Annotated in this window: 19 protein-coding genes; 6 read left to right on the top strand and 13 right to left on the bottom strand. The window is 68.4% G+C overall.

Annotation, left to right across the window (positions count from 1 at the left end):
* Positions 1 to 117: 117 nt before the first annotated feature.
* From LR393_RS30450 to LR393_RS30430, 5 genes are all read right to left on the bottom strand, one after another.
* On the bottom strand, positions 118 to 1,323 hold the full coding sequence (locus tag LR393_RS30450; RefSeq protein WP_231488571.1) for a hypothetical protein: 1,206 nt from the start codon (positions 1,321 to 1,323) through the stop codon (positions 118 to 120).
* Positions 1,324 to 1,355: 32 nt separating this feature from the next.
* Positions 1,356 to 3,164: a DEAD/DEAH box helicase gene (locus LR393_RS30445; protein WP_231488570.1), complete on the bottom strand. Its 1,809-nt coding sequence runs from the start codon at positions 3,162 to 3,164 to the stop codon at positions 1,356 to 1,358.
* Positions 3,165 to 3,275: 111 nt separating this feature from the next.
* The gene (gene mctP, locus LR393_RS30440; RefSeq protein ID WP_231488568.1) at positions 3,276 to 4,907 is read right to left on the bottom strand and encodes a monocarboxylate uptake permease MctP; all 1,632 of its coding nucleotides are present in this window, start codon (positions 4,905 to 4,907) and stop codon (positions 3,276 to 3,278) included.
* 3 nt (positions 4,908 to 4,910) lie between these two features.
* Entirely contained in the window at positions 4,911 to 5,141 is a 231-nt protein-coding gene (locus LR393_RS30435) for a DUF3311 domain-containing protein (RefSeq protein WP_231488566.1), read from the bottom strand.
* Between the two features lie 101 nt (positions 5,142 to 5,242).
* Positions 5,243 to 5,887: a TetR/AcrR family transcriptional regulator gene (locus tag LR393_RS30430; RefSeq protein ID WP_231488565.1), complete on the bottom strand. Its 645-nt coding sequence runs from the start codon at positions 5,885 to 5,887 to the stop codon at positions 5,243 to 5,245.
* Between the two features lie 221 nt (positions 5,888 to 6,108).
* Between LR393_RS30430 and LR393_RS30425 the strand changes: the two genes are divergently transcribed.
* The 5 genes from LR393_RS30425 (at position 6,109) to LR393_RS30405 (ending at position 12,116) form a co-directional block, all read left to right on the top strand.
* Positions 6,109 to 8,277 carry an MMPL family transporter gene (locus tag LR393_RS30425; RefSeq protein ID WP_231488564.1) on the top strand — a complete coding sequence of 723 codons (2,169 nt, stop codon included), beginning with the start codon at positions 6,109 to 6,111 and terminating at the stop codon, positions 8,275 to 8,277.
* Between the two features lie 183 nt (positions 8,278 to 8,460).
* On the top strand, positions 8,461 to 10,086 hold the full coding sequence (locus LR393_RS30420) for a methyl-accepting chemotaxis protein (protein WP_231488563.1): 1,626 nt from the start codon (positions 8,461 to 8,463) through the stop codon (positions 10,084 to 10,086).
* A gap of 272 nt (positions 10,087 to 10,358) precedes the next feature.
* Positions 10,359 to 10,730: a response regulator gene (locus LR393_RS30415; RefSeq protein WP_285599310.1), complete on the top strand. Its 372-nt coding sequence runs from the start codon at positions 10,359 to 10,361 to the stop codon at positions 10,728 to 10,730.
* Between the two features lie 43 nt (positions 10,731 to 10,773).
* Complete coding sequence (locus tag LR393_RS30410) at positions 10,774 to 11,601, top strand: CheR family methyltransferase (protein ID WP_231488559.1); 828 nt, start codon at positions 10,774 to 10,776, stop codon at positions 11,599 to 11,601.
* Positions 11,598 to 12,116 carry a hypothetical protein gene (locus tag LR393_RS30405; protein ID WP_231488557.1) on the top strand — a complete coding sequence of 173 codons (519 nt, stop codon included), beginning with the start codon at positions 11,598 to 11,600 and terminating at the stop codon, positions 12,114 to 12,116. Before LR393_RS30410 ends, LR393_RS30405 begins: the two co-directional genes overlap by 4 nt.
* 42 nt (positions 12,117 to 12,158) lie before the next feature.
* Here the strand turns inward: LR393_RS30405 and LR393_RS30400 are convergent, their stop codons facing one another.
* Positions 12,159 to 12,812 (bottom strand): TetR/AcrR family transcriptional regulator, encoded by a 654-nt coding sequence (locus LR393_RS30400; RefSeq protein WP_231488555.1) that lies wholly within the window; start codon positions 12,810 to 12,812, stop codon positions 12,159 to 12,161.
* Entirely contained in the window at positions 12,799 to 14,319 is a 1,521-nt protein-coding gene (locus tag LR393_RS30395) for an MFS transporter (RefSeq protein ID WP_231488554.1), read from the bottom strand. The genes LR393_RS30400 and LR393_RS30395 overlap by 14 nt, the downstream gene beginning before the upstream one ends.
* 203 nt (positions 14,320 to 14,522) lie before the next feature.
* Here LR393_RS30395 and LR393_RS30390 point away from each other — a divergent pair, with 203 nt between their 5' ends.
* Positions 14,523 to 16,127, top strand: coding sequence for an alpha/beta hydrolase (locus LR393_RS30390; RefSeq protein WP_231488553.1), 1,605 nt, complete (start codon positions 14,523 to 14,525; stop codon positions 16,125 to 16,127).
* 59 nt (positions 16,128 to 16,186) lie between these two features.
* Here the strand turns inward: LR393_RS30390 and LR393_RS30385 are convergent, their stop codons facing one another.
* The 6 genes from LR393_RS30385 to LR393_RS30360 form a co-directional block, all read right to left on the bottom strand.
* Complete coding sequence (locus tag LR393_RS30385) at positions 16,187 to 17,446, bottom strand: hypothetical protein (protein ID WP_231488552.1); 1,260 nt, start codon at positions 17,444 to 17,446, stop codon at positions 16,187 to 16,189.
* A 68-nt stretch (positions 17,447 to 17,514) separates the two neighbouring features.
* Positions 17,515 to 18,033 carry a flavin reductase family protein gene (locus tag LR393_RS30380; protein WP_231488551.1) on the bottom strand — a complete coding sequence of 173 codons (519 nt, stop codon included), beginning with the start codon at positions 18,031 to 18,033 and terminating at the stop codon, positions 17,515 to 17,517.
* Positions 18,026 to 18,568 carry an NADPH-dependent FMN reductase gene (locus LR393_RS30375; protein ID WP_231488550.1) on the bottom strand — a complete coding sequence of 181 codons (543 nt, stop codon included), beginning with the start codon at positions 18,566 to 18,568 and terminating at the stop codon, positions 18,026 to 18,028. The genes LR393_RS30380 and LR393_RS30375 overlap by 8 nt, the downstream gene beginning before the upstream one ends.
* Positions 18,569 to 18,896: 328 nt before the next feature.
* Positions 18,897 to 19,727: a carbohydrate ABC transporter permease gene (locus LR393_RS30370; RefSeq protein ID WP_231488549.1), complete on the bottom strand. Its 831-nt coding sequence runs from the start codon at positions 19,725 to 19,727 to the stop codon at positions 18,897 to 18,899.
* The gene (locus LR393_RS30365) at positions 19,724 to 20,704 is read right to left on the bottom strand and encodes a carbohydrate ABC transporter permease (protein WP_231488548.1); all 981 of its coding nucleotides are present in this window, start codon (positions 20,702 to 20,704) and stop codon (positions 19,724 to 19,726) included. The genes LR393_RS30370 and LR393_RS30365 overlap by 4 nt, the downstream gene beginning before the upstream one ends.
* Before the next feature lies 1 nt (position 20,705).
* The gene (locus LR393_RS30360) at positions 20,706 to 21,959 is read right to left on the bottom strand and encodes an extracellular solute-binding protein (protein ID WP_231488546.1); all 1,254 of its coding nucleotides are present in this window, start codon (positions 21,957 to 21,959) and stop codon (positions 20,706 to 20,708) included.
* Positions 21,960 to 22,033 lie beyond the last annotated feature (74 nt).

Below are 22,033 nucleotides of genomic sequence, written 5' to 3'. Positions count from 1 at the left end.
GTCAGGATCGAGTGGCCGGCCACGGAGAACGGGGCCAGGTCGTACGTCCGGATCGGCTTCAGCACGACGACCTCGAGCGCGGCGACCAGGCACAGCACCCAGCGCAGCCGGGCCGGATCAGGCATCGACGGGCCTGCTCCCGGCCGGTTCGTCGCGGCGCACCGTCACGACCAGGGCCACCAGCAGGACGAGGGAGACGATGAGGAGGGGCACCTCGCGGTTGAAGGTGTAGCGGAACTGCACCAGGGCGACGCCGGCGAGAGCGCTCGCCAGGACGGCGCGGGTGGGAGAGCAGTGCGGGTGCAGCAGACCGACCCCGATCACCACCGCGAACAGGAACGGTCCCCAGTAGTACGAGAGGATCAGCGGGTCGAGGAGCAGCCGTACCACCACCACGGTCAGCGGTGCGATCCAGATGACGTCGCGGCGGCGGCCCAGCGCGAGGGCGACCACCACCCCGGCCAGTCCGGCGGCGATGCCCTGGAACAGCCGTAGTTCCCAGCTGAACGTCGTCATGTGCGGGAACAGCAGCCCGATCAGGGTCGGCTTCCGCACGGCCCACAGCAGGTGGAACATCTCGAACCGGCCGGTGGCGAGGAAAGGCAGGTACGGCAGGAGGGCGCCGGCAGTGAAGGCTGTGCAGGCCTGGACGAGCCGTCGTGGGTCGCGTTCGGTCAGGAGTGCCCCGGCCAGGAGGACCCCCCAGGGTTCCCACCCCGCTGACAGGCCGATGACCAGGCCGGCCGCGGTGCTGCGTCCGCGAACAGCCAGGGAGGTACCCGCCACCCACATCAGGGGTATACCGAACTGGGCCAGGTGCCCGCCCATCCAGAACTGGTAGGGCACGGCGATCAGCACGGCCGTCAGGCCGGCCGCGAGTTCCATCGGGGCGGAGTCCGGCAGGTCGTGCAGCCGGCGGAGGTAGCGCACCAGGAACATGACCGCGGCGACGATCAGGGCGCCACCGATGAGGCGCAGGGGGTACTGCCCGGCCAGTCCGGTCCTGACATAGCTGGTGGTGTGCTGGCGGTCGAACGGGTACAGGGCCCAGCTGGCCAGCAGCTCGAAAGGACCGGCCTGCATCCACGAGGTGCTGTAGATCTCACCCAGACGGCCCTGAAGGATCCAGCCTCCGGCCCGGCTGAAATGCATCATGTCGACCGGCTGGATGCCCGCAGCCCAGATCGGTGCGGCGGACTGCCCCGCACCGACCAGGCACAACAGCCAGCGCAGCCGGGTGACAACCCGCAGGGCCGGGGCGAGCCCACTCAGCCGGTGCCCGGCGGCGACCAGCTGAGGGGCTTCCTGCGGGAGAGAGGTCACCGAGTCTGACTCGGCGACCGGGGGTGGAGCCTTTACTTACCCGGGTACGACTTGCGGAACGGCTTGCGGCTGTCGGCCGTGCCCCGCGGGTGCTGCGGCGGTGCCCCGTCGGTCTTGGTGAGGTGGATGAGCTTCCCCGAGATCCGGGTCTGCGTCAGTGCCTCGACGGTCTCGCGCGACAGGTTGGCGGGCAGCTCGACCAGGGTGTGGTCGGCCTGGATGTCGATGTGACCGAAGTCGGACCGGCCCAGGCCGCCCTCGTTCGCGATCGCCCCGACGATGGCCCCGGGCTGCACCCGGTGCCGGCGGCCGACCGCGATGCGGTAGGTCGCCAGGGGCACGTCGCCCCGGGGACGCCGCGGACCGGCCACGCGCGGCGCGGGACGGCCACCCCGGGCCGCGCCCGCGGGCTCCCGGGCCGGACGACGGGCCGAGGGCGGCGGGTCGGGCGGCAGCAGGAAGGACTTACCGGCCTGAGCCATCACGGCCAGGGCGGCGGCCACGTCGGTCGCCGGCACGTCGTTCTCGGCCAGGAACTCCTCGATCAGACCGCGGAACACGGCCACCTCGGGGCTCTCCAGGCTGGCCTTGATCGAGTCGGTGAACTTGCCGACACGCGTCGAGTTCACGTCGTCGGCCGTCGGCAGCGGCATCTCCTCGATCGTCGAGCGGGTGGCCCGCTCGATCGAGCCGAGCAGGCGCTTCTCCCGCGGCGTGACGAACAGCAGGGCCTCGCCCGAGCGCCCGGCCCGGCCGGTGCGGCCGATCCGGTGCACGTACGACTCGCTGTCGTGCGGGATGTCGAAGTTCACGACGTGGGTGATGCGTTCCACATCAAGACCCCGGGCGGCGACGTCGGTGGCCACCAGGATGTCGAGCTGACCGGACTTGAGCTGGTCGATCGTGCGCTCACGCTGCTGCTGGGCCAGGTCGCCGTTGATGGCGGCGGCCGAGAAGCCCCGCGCCCGCAACCGCTCGGCCAGCTCCTCGGTGGACTGCTTCGTGCGGACGAAGATGATCATCGCCTCGAAGTCCTCGACCTCGAGGACCCGGGTGAGGGCGTCCACCTTCTGCTGGTGACCCACGAAGATGTAGCGCTGCCGGGTGTTGACCGACGTCACCGTGCGGTTGGCCACGGTGATCTCGGCCGCGTCGGTGAGGTACTTCTTCGAGATGCGGCGGATCTGCGGCGGCATGGTGGCCGAGAAGAGAGCCACCTGCTTGTCGTCGGGGGTGGTGCTGAGGATCGTCTCGACGTCTTCCTGGAAGCCCATCTGGAGCATCTCGTCGGCCTCGTCCAGCACCAGGTACTTCAGCTGGGAGAGGTCGAGAGTGCGCTTCTCCAAGTGATCGATCACCCGTCCGGGCGTACCGACGACGATGTGGGCGCCGCGCTTGAGGCCGGCCAGCTGCACGCCGTAGCTCTGCCCACCGTAGATCGGCAGCACGTGCAGACCCGGGATGTGGTGGGAGTAGCGGCCGAAGGCCTCGGCCACCTGCAGCGCCAGTTCCCGGGTGGGAGCGAGCACCAGGGCCTGCGGGGCGCGCTGGGAGAGGTCGATACGGCTGAGTACCGGCAGCGCGAACGCCGCGGTCTTACCGGTACCGGTCTGGGCCAGACCGACCAGGTGGCGCCCCTCCATCAGTGGCGGGATCGCCGCGGCCTGAATGGGGGAGGGCATCTCGTAGCCGACATCGCTGAGGGCTCGAAGCACACGCTCGTCGATCCCGAGGTCAGCGAACGTGGGCTGGGCCTCGCGCGGCTCCGGCGGCTCGGCGGGGGAATGGGGGACGTCCGCGGAGTCTTCCGGGGTGTCGCGGACAGCGGGATCGGTGTTCATCGCCCACTAATCTACGGAGCCCGGGGCCTTCCTGCACAACGCGGGCCCCCGGAACCGAGTTGTCCCGGGGCCCACGGTTGTGCAGCGGCTTTGCTGGGTGACCCTGAGTGGCTAGTCCCCCGCGAGGGTGGCGGGTGCTCCGGAAGCGGCCGGTGGGGGTGCCTCCGGAGCACGTTCCACGGTGAAGTCCCCCGCCTGGGTGGCATCGGGCAGCTCGGGTGCCCCGGCCCGCCGCAGCACCAGGGTGAGCAGCACGGTGACGATCAGATTGGCCAGGACCGCCACGAACCCGACATAGATCTGCTTGTCGCTGTCGAACCCGGCGAGCGACAGCTTGTAGGCGGATCCGCCGAAGTGGTCCTTGCCGTTGTTCGGGTTCGGGATCTGGTAGAGCATCCCGATCCCGACCGCCAGCCCGGCCACCAGACCGGTGCTGAGCGCCCAGGGATGCAGCCAGCGCGTATATACCCCGAGGGCCACGGACGGCAGCGTCTGGAGGATCAGGACGCCCCCGATCAGCTGCAGGTCGATGGCGAACTGCGGGTCGAGGAAGAGGATCACCGCGACCGCGCCGACCTTCACCACCAGCGAGGTGATCTTGCTGACGCCGGCTTCCTGCGCCGGGGTGGCGTCGCGCTTCAGGTACTCCTTGTAGACGTTGCGGGTGAACAGGTTGGCCGCCGCGATCGACATGATCGAGGCCGGAACCAGCGCCCCGATCCCGATCGCCGCGTAGGCCACGCCCGCGAACCAGTCCGGGAACATCTGGTCGAACAGCGAGGGCACGATCGTGTTGGTGTCCTTGCCCAGCGGCTTCACCCCGGCCGCGATGGCCATGTAGCCCAGCAGCGCGATCAGCCCGAGCAGGAAGCTGTAGGCCGGTAGCGCGGACATGTTCTTCTTGATCGTGTCGCGGCTCCTGGCCGCCAGCACGCTGGTGAGCGAGTGCGGGTAGAGGAACAGCGCCAGGGCCGAGCCGAGAGCCAGGGTGACGTACTGCAGCTGGTTGTTCGCGTTCAGCAGGATGCTGCCCCTGGGCGCCCCGGTGTTCGGGTTGGTCTGGCCCAGGGCCTGTTCGGCGCTGCCGAAGATCACCCCCCAGCCGCCGAGCTTGTACGGGATCACGATCACGGCCACGATGATCACCAGGTAGATCAGCGTGTCCTTGACGAAGGCGATCAGCGCCGGCGCCCGCAGGCCCGAGCTGTACGTGTACACGGCCAGGATCAGGAACGCGATGATGATCGGCAGGTGGCCGGTCACGCCCATCACCTTGAGCACCGCCTCGATGCCGATCAGCTGCAGCGCGATGTACGGCATGGTGGCGACGATGCCGGTGATCGCGACCAGCAGGGCCAGCGTGGGTGAGCCGAAGCGCCCCCGCACGAAGTCGGCCGGGGTGACGTAGCCGTGCCGGTAGCTCACCGACCACAGCCGGGTCATCACCAGGAACGCCAGCGGGTAGATCAGGATCGTGTACGGCACGGCGTAGAAGCCGATCGCCCCGGAGGAGAAGACCAGCGCCGGCACCGCGACGAAGGTGTAGGCCGTGTAGAGGTCACCGCCGAGCAGGAACCAGGTCACCCAGGTGCCGAAATTTCTTCCCCCGAGCCCCCATTCATCCAGATGATCGAGCGACTCGGCGCGCCGCCAGCGGGCGGCGGCGAAGCCCATCACCGAGACGAGCAGGAACAGGGAAGTGAAGACGACGAGTTCGACGATGTGGTCGGACGCGTGTGGCATGCCTCAGTCCCTCCGCTTCGTCTTGGTGTAGACGAGCGCGGTGCAGCCGACCCCGAGCAGCACGAAGGCCAGTTGCAGCCAGTAGAACAGCGGGAAGTCGAACAGGCGGGGGCCGTCGTGATTGAAGAGCGGTGTGCTCAGTGGGATCACGATCGGGATGAGCAGGAACCAGTTCCAGTGACTGGCGTCCGAGTGCCCACGGTGCGGCTCCTCGGGAGGTTCTGAGGACGACATCGTCACTTCCCCTCACTGACGGTGTACGACAGAGGCGAGTGACTGTCTATCAGGTCACAGTTTGTCCGCCAAGGGTCACGGGGGCAGACTACGAAGAAGCGTCAGGCGGGTTCGGAGATCGCCTTGACGATGATGGTCAGGGTGCGACGGCAGACATCCAGATCCTCGCCGTGGCCACTGGCGGCGGCGACCCACATCGCGGTGGTGCCGGTCTCGTAGCCGGCGATCACGGCGTTGAGGGCGTCTTCGGGGGCGACCGCCAGGCGCCGGCCGGCCCGGGCCAGGCCCACGGTGAGCAGGCGCAGCAGCTCGTCGCGGAACGGCTGCATGGCCTTCAGCAGCAGCGGGGCGTGCTCCGGGTTCCGGATCAGGTAGAGCCCCACCTCGCTCTCCACCAGCCGCGACTCACGGTCCTGCGGGTTGGCGGCCATGACCTGGTCGACCAGGTAGTCGACCATCTCCACGCCGGCGGGCGGGTCCTGGGCGCTGCGCTCGAGGATCGTCCGGATCCGGCCGAGCAGCTCGTCGTGCTTCTGCGACATCAGCTCGTTCAGCAGGTCTTCCTTGGTGGCGAAGTTCGAGTAGAACGCGCCCCGGGTGAAGCCGGCTTCTTCACAGATGCTTTCGACACTGGCGCCGTTCACCCCGCGCTCGGCGATGACCGCGCTCGCGGCCGCGAGCAGACGCTGCCGGGTGGCGGCCCGCCGGGGGGTGATCCGGGTCGGTGGCGTCGGTTGCTCGGTCACGGTCGTTCCTCGGTCTCCTCGTGGTTCGCGCCCGTCGGCGGGCGAACGCACAGTCTCCCTCAGCCGGCGGCCGGCCGCGGTCCGCCGGACGCTCCGGGGGGATGTGAGAGGTCTGCACCCCGGCTGTCCATCTCCTGTTCGATACATTACTGTATTGAATACAGAACTGTATCGAAGCTGTTCAGTCGCCCCCTGCCCCGGGCGCTGATGGGAGAACACGTATGTCCACGCTGCTTTATGCGCTCGGCCGGCGCGCCTACCGGGGGCGGTTGGTCGTCATCGGCGTCTGGGTCCTGGTGCTCGCCGGACTCGCCGCCGGAGCGGTGACCCTCGGGAGCGGCACCAGCGAGGAGTTCCGGATTCCCGGCACCGCCTCGCAGAAGGCCCTCGACACGCTCGGCGACCGCTTCCCCGAACTGGCCGGTGGCCAGGCCCAGGTGGTCGCGGTCGCGTCCGACGTCACCACCCCCGAGATGAAGAAGGCGGTGCAGAGCTCGCTCGCCGCCGTCTCGAAGGTCGACGGCGTCACCGCCGTGATCGACCCGTACAACGAGCAGGTGAAGGGCGCGATCTCGCAGGACCGGCAGGTCGCCCTGGGCACCGTGCAGGTGGAGAGCAACTGGCGCGACGACTCCGACGCCCTGCGCGACTCCATCGAGAAGGCCGCGGAGCCGATCACGGCCGCGGGCGGCCAGGTCGAGTTCGGCGGTGAGGTCTTCGCCGTCTCCCTGCCGTCGGTCACCCCGACCGAGGGGATCGGCGTGGTGGTCGCGCTGATCGTGCTGATCGTCACCTTCGGCTCGATCCTCGCCGCCGGGCTCCCGCTGATCACCGCGCTGGTCGGCGTCGGCGCCACGATGGCCGCGATCTGGCTCTTCACCCCGCTGCTCGACATCTCCAGCACCGTGCCGCTCCTGGCCCTGATGATCGGCCTGGCCGTCGGCATCGACTACGCGCTGCTGATCGTCTCGCGCCACCGCGACCAGCTCCGTGACGGCCTCGACCCGGAGGAGTCGGCGGCCCGGGCGGTGGCGAAGGCCGGTTCCGCGGTGGTCTTCGCCGGCCTGACCGTGATCATCGCCCTGGTCGGTCTGGCCGTCGCCCGCATCCCGTTCCTCACCGTGATGGGAGTGGCCGCGGCCGGCGCCGTGCTGGTGGCCGTGCTGATCGCGCTCACCCTGCTGCCGGCCCTGCTCGGCCTCCTGGGCGCGCGTCTGACGCCGAAACCCGCTCAGGGCAAGGAACGTCACCGCTTCGCCAACGCCTGGCTGAGCACCGTCATCCGGATCCCGGTGGTGACGATCCTGCTCGTGGTGGTCGCCGTCGGCGCCCTCGCCGTGCCCGCCAAAGACCTGCGCCTGGCCCTGAACGACAACGGCACCGCCGCCTCCGACACCACCCAGCGCAAGGCGTTCGACCTGGTCGCCGCCCACTTCGGCCCCGGCGCCAACGCACCCCTGCTGGTCACCGCCGACCTCCCGGGCGGCTCCGACCCGCAGAAGCTCCTGGCTCAGCTGGCCGGGGAACTCGGCGGACTGAAGGGCGTGGCCGGGGTCAGCTCGGCGGCGGTCAACACCAACGGCGACCTGGCCGTGGTGGCCCTGATCCCGACCGGAAGCGCCTCGTCCCAGGTCACTTCCGACCTGGTCAAGGAGATCCGGGCGGCCAACGCCGACCTGGAGCAGAAGTACGGCGTCGACGTCGGTGTCACCGGCCAGACCGCCATCGCGATCGACATCTCCGACCGCCTCAGCGACGCCCTGCTGCCCTTCGGCATCGCCGTCGTCGGTCTCTCCCTGGTGCTGCTGGGCGCGGTCTTCCGCTCCATCGCCGTCCCGGTCAAGGCCGCCCTCGGCTACCTGCTCTCGGTCGGGGCCTCGTTCGGCGCCGTCACCGCGGTGTTCGAGTGGGGCTGGCTGGGGGACCTCCTCGGCGTGCAGCGCGAGGGCCCGGTCATCAGTTTCATGCCGATCATCCTGATGGGCGTGCTCTTCGGCCTGGCCATGGACTACGAGGTGTTCCTGGTGGCCCGGATCCGCGAGGAGTTCGTGCACAACGGTGGGGACGCCCGTCAGGCCCTGCGCGTCGGGTACGCCGCCGGTTCCCGGGTGGTCACGGCCGCCGCGCTGATCATGGTCTCGGTCTTCACCGCGTTCGTGCCCGAGGGCGACGCCAACATCAAGCCGATCGCCCTGGCGCTCGCGGTCGGGGTTTTCGTCGACGCGTTCATCGTGCGGATGATCCTGGTGCCGGCCGTGCTCGCCCTGCTCGGCAACGCCGCCTGGTGGATCCCGGGCTGGCTCGACCGCGTGCTGCCCCGCCTGGACGTAGAGGGCGAGGGCCTGGAGAAGAAGCTCGAGCACCAGAAGGAGCCGGCCCCGGCATCCTGAACCGGGGTGAGGCCCCCGCACGCGACCTGCGTGCGGGGGCCTGCGTGCGTCCGGACGGGTGATGCCGGAACCTTGTGTGACGTGTTCGGCCGGTGAGTATTCAGGTGGCGGCCGTCCGGTCGATGAAGTCGTGACGATCCGCCTCACCGGCGTCATCACGCCGGGCTCAGCCGAAGGTCCTCCATGACTGACCGCTCTCCCCTGACGTTCCTCGCCGACCTCCGGATCGGCGTCAAGATCCTGGTACTGGCGGCCGTCGCCGTCGTCCTGACCGCGCTGGTGGGGGTGACCGGTCAGCTCGCCGTGAACAGCGTGCAGCAGACGGGTCAGCACGTCGTCGACGTCACCGCCGAGGAGAGTCAGGCGATTCTCTCCGCGCGGTCCAACTACAGCGGCTTCCGGCGGTACGTCTACGCCACCGTGATCGCCCCGGACGCCGGGAGCCGGGACAAATACCTCACGAGCGCGCAGGAGAACTACGACGACGCGCTCGGCCTGATGAAGAAGCTCCAGGGGATGGAACTTCCGGCCGCCGACCGGACGGTGCTGGAGGACAGGCTGATCCCGGCGGCCGAGAAGTCCTGGACGATGTGGCAGGACGAACTGCTGCCCACAGCCTCCCGGCTGAACCTGGGCCGGGGCGCCATCGACGCCTACGTGGCCAAGGTCAACAACGACTTCGACCCGCTGGCGAACGACGTCCGCGACCAGATCGCGGTGATCACGGCAAGTCTCGACAAGTCGATGACCGACCAGTCGGACGCCTCGGCCGCCGACGCCAGGAACGCCGCGATCCGGATCTGGGTGTTCACGATCATCGGCGCGGTGCTGCTCTTCGCCATCGGGCTGTGGATCGCCCGGATGGTGTCCGGCCCGGTGAACCGGCTGCGCCTGGCGCTGGTGGCGCTGGCCGACGGAGACCTGACGGTGACGGCCGACGTGCGGGGCCGCGACGAGATCGGCCAGATGGCCACGGCCCTGAACGAGGCCCGGGACTCCCTGCGCGCGGCCATGATCCAGATCGACGGGACGTCGGGGACGCTCTCCGGCGCCTCCCACAGCCTGGGCTCCATCTCCTCGCAGATCTCCGCGAACGCCGAGGCGACGTCCCGGCAGGCCTCCGGCCTGGCCGGTACCGCGTCCGAGGTGTCGGGGAACGTTCAGACCGTGGCGGCCGGCACGGAGGAGATGACGGCCAGCATCCGGGAGATCGCCTCGTCGTCGGCGCAGGCCGTACGGGTGGCCGCCAGCGCGGTGAACGAGGCGGTCACGGCCCGGGCGACCGTCGGGAAGCTGGGTGACTCCAGCGAGGAGATCGGCAACGTGGTCAAGGCGATCACCTCGATCGCCGAACAGACCAATCTGCTGGCGCTGAACGCCACCATCGAGGCGGCCCGGGCCGGGGAGGCGGGCAAGGGCTTCGCGGTCGTCGCCGAGGAGGTCAAGCAACTGGCCCAGGAGACGGCCCGCGCCACCGAGGACATCTCACGCCGGGTGGAGACGATCCAGGCCGACACCCAGGAGGCGGTCGAGGCGATCGCCCGGATCTCGCAGACGATCGAGGACGTCAACTCCTACCAGACCACGATCGCCTCGGCGGTCGAGGAACAGACCGCCACCACGTCGGAGATCGCCCGGAGCATCACCGAGGCGGCGGCGGGCTCGGCCAGCATCGCCGCGAGCGTGGATTCGGTGGCCGGAGCCGCCCAGGCCTCGGGGGACGGCATCAGCCAGGCCGAGCGGGCCGCCGGTGAGCTCGCCGGACTGTCGGGCGAGCTACGTCAGCTGGTCTCCCGGTTCCGGCTGTGACGGGATCGGACGCCACTCGTCGCATCGCCTGTCGGCCGGACGTGTGGCCGGGATGAGTGGGGTAAAAGTTCGAACACTCTGAGTATTCAGTCGTCGCGCATCGTTGCCGATGGGCTCTGGATGATCCAGGTCGCCCCACGGCCGGTGCCGAACCGAAAGGCTCCAAGGAACCACCCCGTACGTCAGCTGGTGTCCCGCTTCCGGCTGTAAACCACTGAAGTGCAACCGAAATCCCACCAGCTGAGATCAGCATGAAGAGAGATAGGCGGATCATGCAGGCACTAGTCGTCGACGACTCGCGGGTGATGCGGACCATCCTGACCAAACTCCTCACCAACCTGAACTTCGACGTGGTTCAGGCCGGAGACGGAGCGGAGGCCCTGGCCGCGCTCGACGCCGGGGCCCGTCCGGAGGTCGCGCTCGTGGACTGGAACATGCCGGTCATGGACGGGCTGACCTTCATCAAGAAGGTCCGGCAGAACCCGGAGTACCGGGACGTGGTGCTGATGATGGTCACCACCGAGAGCGAACAGAACAACATCGTGCGGGCACTCGCCGCCGGTGCGCACGAGTACGTGATCAAGCCGTTCACCGACGAGGTCATTGCCGAGAAGCTGGAGATGCTGGGACTGATCGAGCGATGAGCGCACCGGAAGAGCTAGCAGTGGGTGAAGGGAGATCTCGCCGATGAGTATCGCGACCACGGACTTCGCCTTCGTGGCCGACCTGGTGCGCCAGCGCAGTGCCATTGATCTGCAGCCTGGCAAGGAGTACCTGGTGGAGTCCCGACTGGTGCCGCTGATGCGGATCAGCGGGGAGAGCGATCTTGCTGCGTTCGTCAGCCGGCTGCGCCGGGGCGACCAGAAGCTGATCGACTCGGTCATCGACGCGCTCACCACCAATGAGACCCTGTGGTTCCGGGACACGGCCCCTTTCGACGTTTTCACCAAGCAGCTGCTGCCGGACGTCGCCAAGACCTCGCTGACCAAGAAGATCACCGTCTGGTCGGCCGCCTGCTCCTCCGGGCAGGAGGGCTACTCGCTGGCCATGCTGCTGCTCGACTGGCTGCCCCGGAACCCGGGTTTCGACGCCAAGATCGTCGGCACCGACATCTCGCACAAGATGGTCGAGCGGGCCAGCGCGGGTAAGTACTCGCAGCTGGAGATCAACCGCGGCCTGCGGGTTCCCTACCTGGTCAAGTACTTCGACCAGGTCGGCCGGGACTGGGTGCTGAAGAAGGAGGTTCGCGACCTGGCGACCTTCAAGTGGGGCAACCTGGCCCAGCCGCCCATCGGTCATCCGCAGTGCGACATCATCTTTCTGCGGAACGTGCTGATCTACTTCGATCCGCCCACGAAGAAGCGCGTGATCGAGAACTGCCGGTCGGTGCTGCGTCCGGGCGGTTACCTGGTGCTGGGGGGCGCCGAGACCGCTCCGTCGCTGGGCCCCAACTGGAAGCGCGTGGACGTGGACCGCGCGGTCGTGTTCCAGCACCTGGGAAATGGAGCATCATGATCGATCCCGCTGAACTGGCTGCGGCCCAGCCTGATCTGGAGATGCTGCTCGTCGAGATGATCGCCTCCGTCCTCGGCGAGCAGGCCGAGCCGACGGCGGAGCCGCTGCCGGCGGCCGTCGGCCTCGCGGTGTCGCGCCTGGTGATCCAGGACCCGCAGGACGGTTCGTTCCTGGGGGTCGACGTGCGCGCCGAGGGCAACCTGATCACGACGCTCGCGGCAACGCTGCTGGGGGTGGCCGAACCGGCGCCGGACGACATGCTCGACGTGATCGCCGAACTCGGCAACATCGCGGCGGGCAACGTGAAGTCGCTGCTGTGTCACAACGGGCAGTTGTCGCTGCCCGCCCCGCAGCTCGCCTTCGAGCACGAGGGCGACTCGCCGGACGCGATCCGGGCCGGGGCGAGCCTGCTCGGCAACGTGATGGAACTCGTGGTGATGCCGCTGCACTCGGCCGATGCGAAGACCCGCTGGCCCTCCGGGTCCGCGCAGCACTCGGCGGAGGTCGGGGTCTGACCCGAAACTGGCCGGCCCCCTCGGGGTGCCGGCCAGTTCTCGTCATCTCTGCGGGCGCTTCTGCGCGTCGGCGATGCGCTGCAACTGCTCGTCGCTGATCGCCGGCCGGGTGCTCGGCACCGGGTCGATGCGCAGGGCGGCCAAGTGCAGGTCGAGGTGACGCTGCCAGGCGTCCGGAGCGCTCTGCCCGGTCACCGCGACAATCCCGCGCAGGGCCCACATCAAGGCCCGGACGTCACCGAACTCGACGCCGGCGCCGATCCGGCCGTGGGCGAAGGCCTGGGCGTGCAGGTCGGCGATCAGCGCGTTGAGCTGTTGCTGATGGCTCTCGTTGCCCGGACTGAACAGCTTGGCCGAGTAACCGTGATGCCGGGCCAGGGAACGGCCGAAGGCCCGCAGGAAGGTCTCCAGCCCGTTGCCGTGCTCGTCTTCCAGCCCGGCCCGGGCGGTACTGATCAGCTCGTCCAGGATGATCCGGACCAGCTCGTCGACCAGGGTCTGCTTGTTCGGGTAGTGCCGGTACAGCGTGCCGACGCCGACGCCGGCCCGCGAGGCGATCTGCTCCATGCTGGCTTCGACGCCGGACTCGGAGATCACGTCCCGGGCCGCGGCCAGCACGGCCTCCGAATTACGCGCCGCGTCCCTGCGCATCGGGCGCTCGGTGGCCCCCACGGCTGGAGCGTCAATCCCGTTCATCGACCACGAGCGTACCGCCCGCGACCAGTGCGAGTTCCGGGGTTTCGGTCTGGTTGACGGACGAGGTGCGCGCCGTGGTCACGGCCCGCACCTTCGGTCGCAGGTCGGGGATCAGCAGCCCGGCCAGTGTGGCCAGCACGAGAGCCCCGGTGAGCAGCGCGAAACCGAGCGTGTACCCGGACTCCTCCGGGAACCCGCCGGCCCCGGCGTGGGCGGTGACCACACTGGCCATCACGGCCGAGCCGATGGCGCCACCGATGGTGCGGATGTTGGCGTTCATGCCGCTCGCCACCCCGGTCTGCTCCTGCGGCACGCCCTGCACGATCAGCCCGGACATCGCCGAGAAGACCCAGCCCATACCGAATCCGAAGAGGGCGCAGCCGAGGAGGATCTGCCACACGTGGTCGTGGGCGAAGGCGAACATCACCATCGACAGGGTGGTGATCGCGCATCCGAGCACGGTGAACCACTTGCCGCCGTAACGGGCGGAGAGGTTGCCGGACAGGATGCCGGTGGGCAGCTGCACGAGGCACTGCGGCGCCAGCAGCAGGCCGGACAGGGTGATGCCGGCGCCGAAGCCGTAGCCCGCCCCGGTCGGAGTCTGCAGCAGCTGCGGCAGGAAGCCGAACACCGCGTACATTGCCACGCCCAGCAGCAGGGCCACCAGGTTCGCCGTCCAGACCGGCCGCAGGCGCATCATCCGCATGTCGATCAGCGGTGTGGTGGCGCGGGTCTCGGACAGGACCCAGAGCCCGGCGAGTACCGCCGAGGCGGCGGTCAGGCCGAGGACCGCCGGTGACAGCCAGCCCCAGGACGAGGCCTGGCTGAGCGCCAGCAGCAGGCAGACCAGCCAGCCGGACAGCAGCAGCGCCGGGCGCCAGGAGATCCGGCCGGCCGATCGCACCGGGGAGGCCGGAATCAGGAAGTGGGCTGCCACCGCCGCGCCCGCGGTCATGATCATCGGGATCCAGAACAGCCAGCGGTAGCTCAGCGCGTCGACGATCGGGCCGGCCAGCACCAGGCCGAGGCCGCTGCCGACCGCGGTCAGGGAGGCCAGGCTGCCGACCGCGCCGGTGACGCGGTGGGCGGGGTACTCGTCGCGGATGATGCCGAAGGCCAGGGGCAGGGCGCCCCCTCCCAGGCCCTGGACCACCCGGGCGACGATCATCACGGCCAGGTTCGGGGCCAGGGCCGCGAGCAGCGAGCCGATCGCCAGCGCCATCAGCGTGGCGACGAAAACCCTTTCCTTGCCGATCAGGTCACCCAGGCGTCCCATGATCGGGGTGGCCACCGAGGCGGACAGCAAGTAGGCGGTCAGGACCCAGGTGACGCCGGCCTGGGTGGTGCCGAGGTCGTGCTGGATGGTCGCCATCACCGGGATGACGAGCGACTGGAGCAGGGTGAAAGTGCCTACTGCGAGGGTGAGGACGGCGAAGGTGACGCCCGGGGGAGTGCGCCGGTGGTGTTCGCCCGGGATTCCGGTCTCGGGTACGGGGGCCCGCATCATGCTCCTTGTCATTCGAAACGGAACTGTGATTCCGCTACGCGCCACCGTACCCGAGAGCGGAATGCCGATTCCGGTTCGTGCCCACCCGCGTCCTCAATGGTGATCCATACCACAGCGCAGGGTGGGCTTCTATTGCCAACCGGACACGACGACGGAACACTCGGCCGGGTGACGAAGCGGGCTGAAGGCGATCAAGAGGGCAGATGGTGAACAAGAAGATCGTGGTCATGACGGCCTCCGCCGCGCTGGTGGCCGCCTCGGCGGTGACGGGCTCGGTGGCGTGGGCCAAGGATTCCGGGAACGGCACGACGAGCACCGCACCGGCTGTGAGCGCCGCACCGGCCGCGGCGTCGACCGCCGTGACCCAGGTGGCGTTCGACCCGAAGCCGATCGCCTGGGGCAAGTGCGTGAGTGCCAGCCTGAAGTCGCTCGGTGCGCAGTGCGGCTACCTGACGGTTCCGCTCGATTACGACAAGCCCCGGGGCAAGAAGATCAAGATTGCCGTCTCGCGGGTCAGGCACACCGTGAAGAAGGCCAAGTACCAGGGCGCGATGCTGGTCAACCCGGGCGGCCCGGGCGGTTCCGGCCTGACCCTCTCGTCGCTGGGTCAGTACGTGCCGGATCAGGCCGGTGACGCCTACGACTGGATCGGGTTCGACCCGCGGGGCGTCGGCTCGAGCAAGCCCGCGCTCAGCTGCGACGGAAGCTACTTCGCCTACGACCGGCCGCAGTACGTGCCGAAGACGGCCAAGGCCGAAAAGGTCTGGCTGAAGCGCACGAAGGCCTACGCGAAGGCCTGTGCCGAGGCCGGCGGTGCGTTGCTGGACAACGTGAAGACCACGGACAACGTCAAGGACATGGACGTGCTCCGGAAGGCGCTGGGGCAGAAAAAAATCAACTTCTACGGCTTCTCGTACGGCAGCTACCTCGGTCAGGTCTACGCCACGCAGTACCCGACCCGGGTCCGGCGGATGGTGCTCGACGGCGTGGTCGACCCGCGCAAGGTCTGGTATCGGGCGAACCTCGACCAGGACACTGCTTTCGATACGAACATGGACGTGTTCTTCAAGTGGGTGGCGAAGAACAAGGCCACCTACAAGCTGGGCTCGACCGGTGCCGCCGTGAAGAAGCAGTATTACAAGCAGCTTCATGCCCTCGACAAGAAGCCCGCGGGCGGCAAGATCGGTGGGGACGAGTGGACGGACGTCTTCCTCGGCGCCGGCTATTTCACGCTCAGCTGGGAGGAGACGGCGGCCGCCTTCGCCGGCTGGGTGCACGACGGTGACGCCAAGACGCTGAAGTCGCTCTACGACGACGCGAACCCGCAGGGCACGGGCCAGGACAACGGTTTCGCGATGTATCTGGCCACCCAGTGCTCCGACGTGAAGTGGCCGGCGAGCTGGGCGACGTGGAAGAAGGACGCGGTCGCGACGGATGCCAAGGCGCCGTTCATGACCTGGTCCAACGTCTGGTTCAACGCTCCCTGCCTCTACTGGGACAGCGAGGTGGGCAAGGCACCGGTCGTCGACGGTTCCAAGGCCCCCGCGACGCTGCTGATCTCCGAGACCCTCGACGCGGCCACCCCGTACGAGGGGGCACTCGAGGTGCGTAGCCGCTTCCCGAAGTCGGCCCTGATCGAGGGGGTCGGTGGTACCACCCACGCCGGCTCACTGAACGGCGTCGCCTGCACGGACGACGCGGTCGCCGCGTACCTCAAGGACGGCACACTGCCCACGCGGGTGAAGGGCCGGACATCGGACAAGAAGTGCGACCCGGTGCCGCAGCCCGTGGTGGGGAAGAACACCTGATCGACCGTGATCATGCGAACGTTCCCCGGGGAACGTTCGCATGATCACGACCAGGGTCGTCAGTGCTGCTGGTGCTCCTGCTGCTGCTCCAGGCCGTCCTCGCCGGACTCGTCCACCTCGTCGTCGTCCTCGTCGTCCTCCTCGTCGAGCTCCACGAGCTCGACCAGGTAGGGCGGCAGGTGCCGCTCGGCGTTGAACGGCGTGAACCAGTGCACGAAGCCCATCGGCGCGGACTCCTCACCGACCTGGAGATCCTCGTCGTCGACATCGTCGGGGGTCTGCGGGTCGAAGAGGATCTCGTGGTCGGAGTCCTCGAACAGGTTGGCCTCGATCGCCTCGCGCCAGCCCTCGTCGAGCTCCACGTCGGCCTGGTCGAGTTCCACCTCGGCGGCGTCGAGGATCAGGCGCAGGGCCAGCTCGTGGGCCACGCAGGCCAGCGGTTCCCAGCCGGCCGTCAGCCGCCGCGTCACGTCGGCCGTGGCGATGATCAACCGCTGGGTGAACATCGCGTCGTAGCGGTCGGCGTAGCGCTCCGGCAGGCCGCCCAGCACGAAGAACACGTCGTCCGGGGCCTCGGCCACGGTCTCCGTGGTGCCGTCGCGGGTCAGCGTGTCCAGGTCGATGAACAGGTGGTCCACCACGGCCACCGAGGCCTGGAACAGGGCCCCGGCCACGAAGCGCGCCTGGGCCTGGGCCTCCTCGCGCGCGTCCTCGTCCTCGGACTGGAGGTCCAGGGCGGTCAGCTGGTCGAGCTCCACGCTGGTGAGGAGCTCGGCGCCGGCGAGCAGCTGCTCTCGGGCCGCCTCGGTGTTCCGGACGGTCTCGATGCCGGTCAGGCTCAGCCCGTCCGGCCCGGTGACGATCACCACGACCTCGTCGTCGAGGTCGTCGAGATCCTCGTCGGTGTCGTCGTGGGTGCCCGCCTCCAGCTGCCGGCGCAGGGCCTCGACATCGTCGAAGCCACCCAGCACCTGTAGGTCGGTGGCGTCGTCGAGGCCCTCGGTCAGGTCTTCGGACTCGCCGGTGACGCTGACCGAGAACGGCCCCCAGCCCGGGTTGGCCGGGTCGTTGATCAGCGCCGCGACGCTGTCCCCGACCAGGCTGAGCGCCTCGGCCGCGGCCAGGCCGGGCGCCGCGACGGTCAGGCTGATGTCGACTTCGCCGGTGCTGCCGTTGGTCAGGTAGCCCTCGTTGGTGCACTCCGCGACGGCCAGGGTGACCGCTTCCTCCAGCCGACGCAGCATGCCGTCACGCTCCAGCGCCGTAGATCCCTCCGCGGCGCCCACCAGGATGGTCAGCTCGTCGTCGTCGTCTTCCATGTCGGCAGTCTGCCCGACCCAGGAGGTTCCCGTCAGCGGGGGCGGGCCGGGCAACTGCCGGGGAGGTCCTACGCGCTGCGCGCCCCGAGCTCCTGGTGCGGGTGCAGACGGCGGTAGACGCCGTTGAAGTAGAGGAGCGGGTGCAGGCCCGGCGTGGCGTGCAGCGACCGCACCCGGCCCACGGTCAGGTAGTGGTCACCCGTGACGAACTCGGTCTCCAGCTCGCAGTCGATGGAGGCCAGCACGCCCTCCAGACGCGGGCTGCCGGTCACTCCGGGCTCCCAGTCCACGCCCCGCCACTTGTCCGTCCCGCTGCGGGCGAACTGGTTGCAGAGCGCCTCCTGGCCGGCTTCCAGGATGTTGACGCAGAACGCACCTGACTCCCGGATCCGCGGATAGCTCGACGACGTCAGCGAGGGGGAGAAGGCGATGAGCGGCGGATCGAGCGAGAGACTGAAGAACGACTGGCAGGTCATGCCCACCGGCTCGCCGTCGTTGATCGCGGTGACCACCACGATGCCGGAGGCGAAGCCGCCGACGACCTTGCGGAACTGGGCGCCGTCGAAGGCGAGGGTGTTGTCAGCCACGGGTGACCTCCCGCCTGCTCTCGATCCGCCCGCTGATCGCGGGGACCAGGGTCGCGGCGTTCGCCGACCCCCACTCGGCGGTGATCTGGTCGAGTTCGGCGATCCTGGTCATCACCAGGTAGAGGCCCCGGGAGGGCACGGTGGCCCCCAGTTCGACGAGCAGAGGACGCAGGTTGACCTCGGTGGCCATCGAGTGGTCGGCGGAGGCGCCGGTCATCACCGGTACGGCCACGACGCCGCCCAGGCCGTTGCTGGGGTAGCGGTCGAGGAAGGCCTTGAGCAGGCCGGTGTAGGTGGCCTTGTAAGTGGGGGACGCCACGACCAGCACGTCGCTGGCGGCGACCGCGTCGTTCAGCTCGGCCAGCGTCGGTTCGGGCCACTCGAACAGCCGGGACGAGTAGTCGGCCAGATCGATCACCTGACGCTCGGCGCTCTCGCCGGGCAGCAGTTTCTCGATCGCGTCGGCGACGGACTCCGCCACGCGCAGAGTTCGGGAGGCGGGCTTGGGGTTGCCCACGACCACGGCGATCTTCACCGTTCCACATCCTTCACAGCAGCCGGGCGCCGCGCTCGGGGCGCAGCGCTGACGAGATGGTCAGCCCCTGCAGTTCGCAAGCCCGACGGCGCTGTACGGGCAGCCAAAAATGCCTGCGATGCAGGAACATTCACCTGTCGCCTTGTTGTGGGGCGACGGCGGCTGCAACGTCTTACGCTGCTCCCATCGATATTAAGGACTACCTCACTGTTGTCAAGATTCTCGACCGAAACAGTGAGGTTCCCCTCAGCCTACCGTGATCATGCAGAACCTCCCCGGGCCGATGATTCGGCCCGGGGAGGTTCTGTCTGGTCACGAAGGGGTCAGGTCACTTGACCGAGCCGGCGGTCAGGCCTCCCACCAGGTGTTTCTCGATCATGGCGAAGAGGATCACGACCGGGACCACGGCGATCAGGGACGCGGCGAACAGTTCGTCCCAGTGCTGCTGGTAGCCGGTGACGTAGGAGTTGATACCCACCGTCAGTGGCTTCCTGGCGTCGTCCTGCATCAGGGTCAGGGCCACCACGTACTCGTTCCAGGCCGCGATGAAGGTGAAGATCACGGTGGTGACGAGGCCGGGCAGGGTGAGCGGCAGCATCACGTGCCAGAGCGTGCGCACCCGCCCGCAGCCGTCCAGGTGGGCGGCCTCCTCGACGTCCTTCGGGATCGAGGAGAAGAACCCCTGCAGGATCCAGATGGCGAAGGCCAGGTTGAACGCCGCGTTCGTGATGATGATCGAGGCGTAGGTGTTGACCATGGTGAGGTCGAAGAACTCCCGGTAGAGCCCCACCACCAGCGAGGTCGGCGAGAACATCTGGGTGATCAGCACCACCAGCAGGAACGCCGTACGGCCGGGGAACCGGAACCGGGCGGTGAAGTAGGCCGCCGGGATCGCCGCCAGGAGCACGATCACGGTCGAGGAGACGGCCACGATCACCGACGTCTTCAGCCAGTTCAGGAACCTCGAGTCGGACAGCACCGTGCCGAAGGTGTTCCACTGCCACTCGCGCGGGAGGAACGACGGGGGTGAGGCCAGCACGTCGCCGCTGGGGCGCAGCGCATCGAGCAGCATCACCGCGTACGGCGATACGAACACCACGGTGATGACCAGGCCGATCAGCGAAAGATAGTACGGCCGGAGCCTTCTCTGAAGAGTCACGCCTGCGTCACCTCCCTCCAGCGGATGATCCGCAGGTAGATCATCACGACCACCAGAATGAGCAGGACGTTGATCACGCCCATCGCGGCGGACATGCCGACGCTGCGCTCGGCCGCCTTGAACGCCAGCTTGTAGCTGTAGGTGATGGACGTGTCGTGGGTGAAGCCGGGATTACGGTCGTTCAGCGTGTAGATCAGCGGGAACGAGTTGAACACGTAGATCAGGTTCAGCACGCTGGCCACGAGCATGGCCGGCCGCAGCAGCGGCAGGGTGATGTGCCGGTAGATCCTCCAGGGTGAGGCGCCGTCCATGCGGGCGGCCTCGATCAGGTCCTGCGGGATCGCGTTCAGCCCGGCCAGCAGCACGTACGCGGTGAACGGCAGGGAGACGAACACGCCGACGAGGATCATCGACGGCATCACCCAGGAGTCGTTGCCGAGGAAGTCGATCGGCTCACCGATGATGTGCAGGGTGACCAGCATCTGGTTCAGGATGCCGTGCTCGTAGTCGAGGATCAGCGTGAACAGCCGCGCGGTGATCACCAGCGAGGCGGCCCACGGAATGATGATGGCCCAGCGCATCACCGTGCGGCCGCGGAACTCCTTGCTCATGAACTGGGCCAGGCCCAGGCCGAAGAGGATGGTCAGCGCCACCACCACGACCACCCAGACCAGGGTGTTCCAGAGCACGAGTCCCAGGTCGTCGTGCTGGAAGATGTCGATGTAGTTGTCGAAACCGGCCGATCCACGGCGCAGGCCGGTGATCGAGTAGTCCGAGAGGGAAGCCTGCACCAGGGCGATCGCGGGGTAGACCACGACACCGGCGATCAGGACGATCGGGGCGATCAGCCAGGGGATGGCTGAGAGTCCGCTGGCATAGCCGGATTCGTGCCGCCGACGGCGGAATCGGGGGGAACGCGCGACGGGCGCGGCCGGTGGTGCGGCCGCGCCCGCCGAGGCGTCGAGCTGGTCGGTCAACTCAGTTCCCGGACTCGGCCTGCTTCTGCAGGTCGTCGAGGACGGCCTGCGGGTCGCCGTCCTTACCCACAGCGGCGCCGATCTTCTGCTGCACAGCCAGTTTCACTGTGTCCCACTTCGGGTCGTCGGTGGGCGTGAGCTGCACGCCGGTGAGCGTGTCGAGGTAGACCTTCAGCTTCTCGTCCGAGCTGAACTTCTCCACGCCGGACTGGGTGACGGGCAGGAAGCCCTCGTCCTTGATGAACGTGTTCACCTGGTCGGGCTGGTAATACAGGTCGTAGAAGGCCTTGATCGCGTCGGCGTTGCCGTCCTTCTTGAACGCCATCAGGTAGTCGGTGACGCCGTACGACTTGGGCTCGTCGCCGTTGTTGGTCGGCATCGGCGCCACGCCGTAGTCGACCTTCTTGCTCTCGTCCAGGGTGCCGGCCAGCGGCGAGAAGCCCACGACCATGCCGGCCTTGCCCGCGGCGAAGTCGGCGAAGGCGCCGTCGGTGCGGTTGGTCTTACCCGGGTTGTTCTGGGTGACGCCGTCGTCGGCGAGCTTCTTCAGGAACGACAGGGTCTCGACGTTGGCGGCCGAGTTGATCGACCACTTGCCGTCGGTCTTCCAGTTGCCGCCGTTGTTGAACATCCAGATCGAGAACTCGGCCTGGGCCTCTTCCGGGCCCATCGGCTCGGCGTACCCGGCGACCCCGTCGCCCAGGTCGGCGATCTTCTTGGCGTCGGCCGCGAACTCGTCCCAGGTGGTCGGGGCGGCCTTGATACCGGCGTCCTTGAACAGGTCCTTGTTGTAGAACAGGGCCCGCGCCGAGGACAGGTCGGGCATGCCGTAGAGCTTGCCCTCGTAGGTGCCGCTGGTGACGAAGTTCGGCAGCAGGTCGGACTTCACCTCGGGCGACAGCACGTCGTCGGCGCTGTAGAGCAGGTCGTCCTGCGCGTAACTGGCGTAGGCGTTGAGGTTCAGGATGTCCGGCGGGTTGCCGTTCTGGATCATCGTGCTGCTCTGCTGGTCGATGTCGTCCCAGCTGACCACCTGGACGTCCAGCTTGATGCCGGTCTTCTCCTGGTAGGTCTTGGCGAACGCGTCCCAGAAGCCCTGGGTCTTGTCCGAGTACTCGGCCGCGACCAGCTTGATCGAGTCGACCTTGCCCCCGCCGTCGCTCTCGCTGCTACCGCCGGTGCCACCCCCGCACGCGGAGAGGGTGAGGGCCAGGCCGGTGATGCCGACCGCGAAGGCCTGGGTTCGTCTGTTCATCGCAGAAACTCCTGTTGCCTGATGGTGACGGGGGAGGTGTGGCGGACGCGCCGCCGATGAACTGCTACGAAGGG

Source organism: Kineosporia mesophila (genome assembly GCF_021129235.1).
GTDB lineage: Bacteria > Actinomycetota > Actinomycetes > Actinomycetales > Kineosporiaceae > Kineosporia > Kineosporia mesophila.
The sequence above is the reverse complement of the archived record's forward strand: the minus strand, read 5'-3'. Positions and strand labels throughout refer to the sequence as shown.

Bases quoted from the DNA above. Each gene is read 5' to 3' on its own strand.
- LR393_RS30385 (WP_231488552.1), bottom strand. From the start codon at position 17,446: ATGGAAGACGACGACGACGAGCTGACCATCCTGGTGGGCGCCGCGGAG.
- LR393_RS30420 (WP_231488563.1), top strand. From the start codon at position 8,461: ATGACTGACCGCTCTCCCCTGACGTTCCTCGCCGACCTCCGGATCGGC.
- LR393_RS30445 (WP_231488570.1), bottom strand. From the start codon at position 3,164: ATGAACACCGATCCCGCTGTCCGCGACACCCCGGAAGACTCCGCGGAC.
- LR393_RS30395 (WP_231488554.1), bottom strand. From the start codon at position 14,319: ATGATGCGGGCCCCCGTACCCGAGACCGGAATCCCGGGCGAACACCAC.
- LR393_RS30390 (WP_231488553.1), top strand. From the start codon at position 14,523: ATGGTGAACAAGAAGATCGTGGTCATGACGGCCTCCGCCGCGCTGGTG.
- LR393_RS30400 (WP_231488555.1), bottom strand. From the start codon at position 12,812: ATGAACGGGATTGACGCTCCAGCCGTGGGGGCCACCGAGCGCCCGATG.
- LR393_RS30410 (WP_231488559.1), top strand. From the start codon at position 10,774: ATGAGTATCGCGACCACGGACTTCGCCTTCGTGGCCGACCTGGTGCGC.
- LR393_RS30425 (WP_231488564.1), top strand. From the start codon at position 6,109: ATGTCCACGCTGCTTTATGCGCTCGGCCGGCGCGCCTACCGGGGGCGG.
- LR393_RS30415 (WP_285599310.1), top strand. From the start codon at position 10,359: ATGCAGGCACTAGTCGTCGACGACTCGCGGGTGATGCGGACCATCCTG.
- mctP (WP_231488568.1), bottom strand. From the start codon at position 4,907: ATGCCACACGCGTCCGACCACATCGTCGAACTCGTCGTCTTCACTTCC.
- LR393_RS30435 (WP_231488566.1), bottom strand. From the start codon at position 5,141: ATGTCGTCCTCAGAACCTCCCGAGGAGCCGCACCGTGGGCACTCGGAC.
- LR393_RS30360 (WP_231488546.1), bottom strand. From the start codon at position 21,959: ATGAACAGACGAACCCAGGCCTTCGCGGTCGGCATCACCGGCCTGGCC.
- LR393_RS30405 (WP_231488557.1), top strand. From the start codon at position 11,598: ATGATCGATCCCGCTGAACTGGCTGCGGCCCAGCCTGATCTGGAGATG.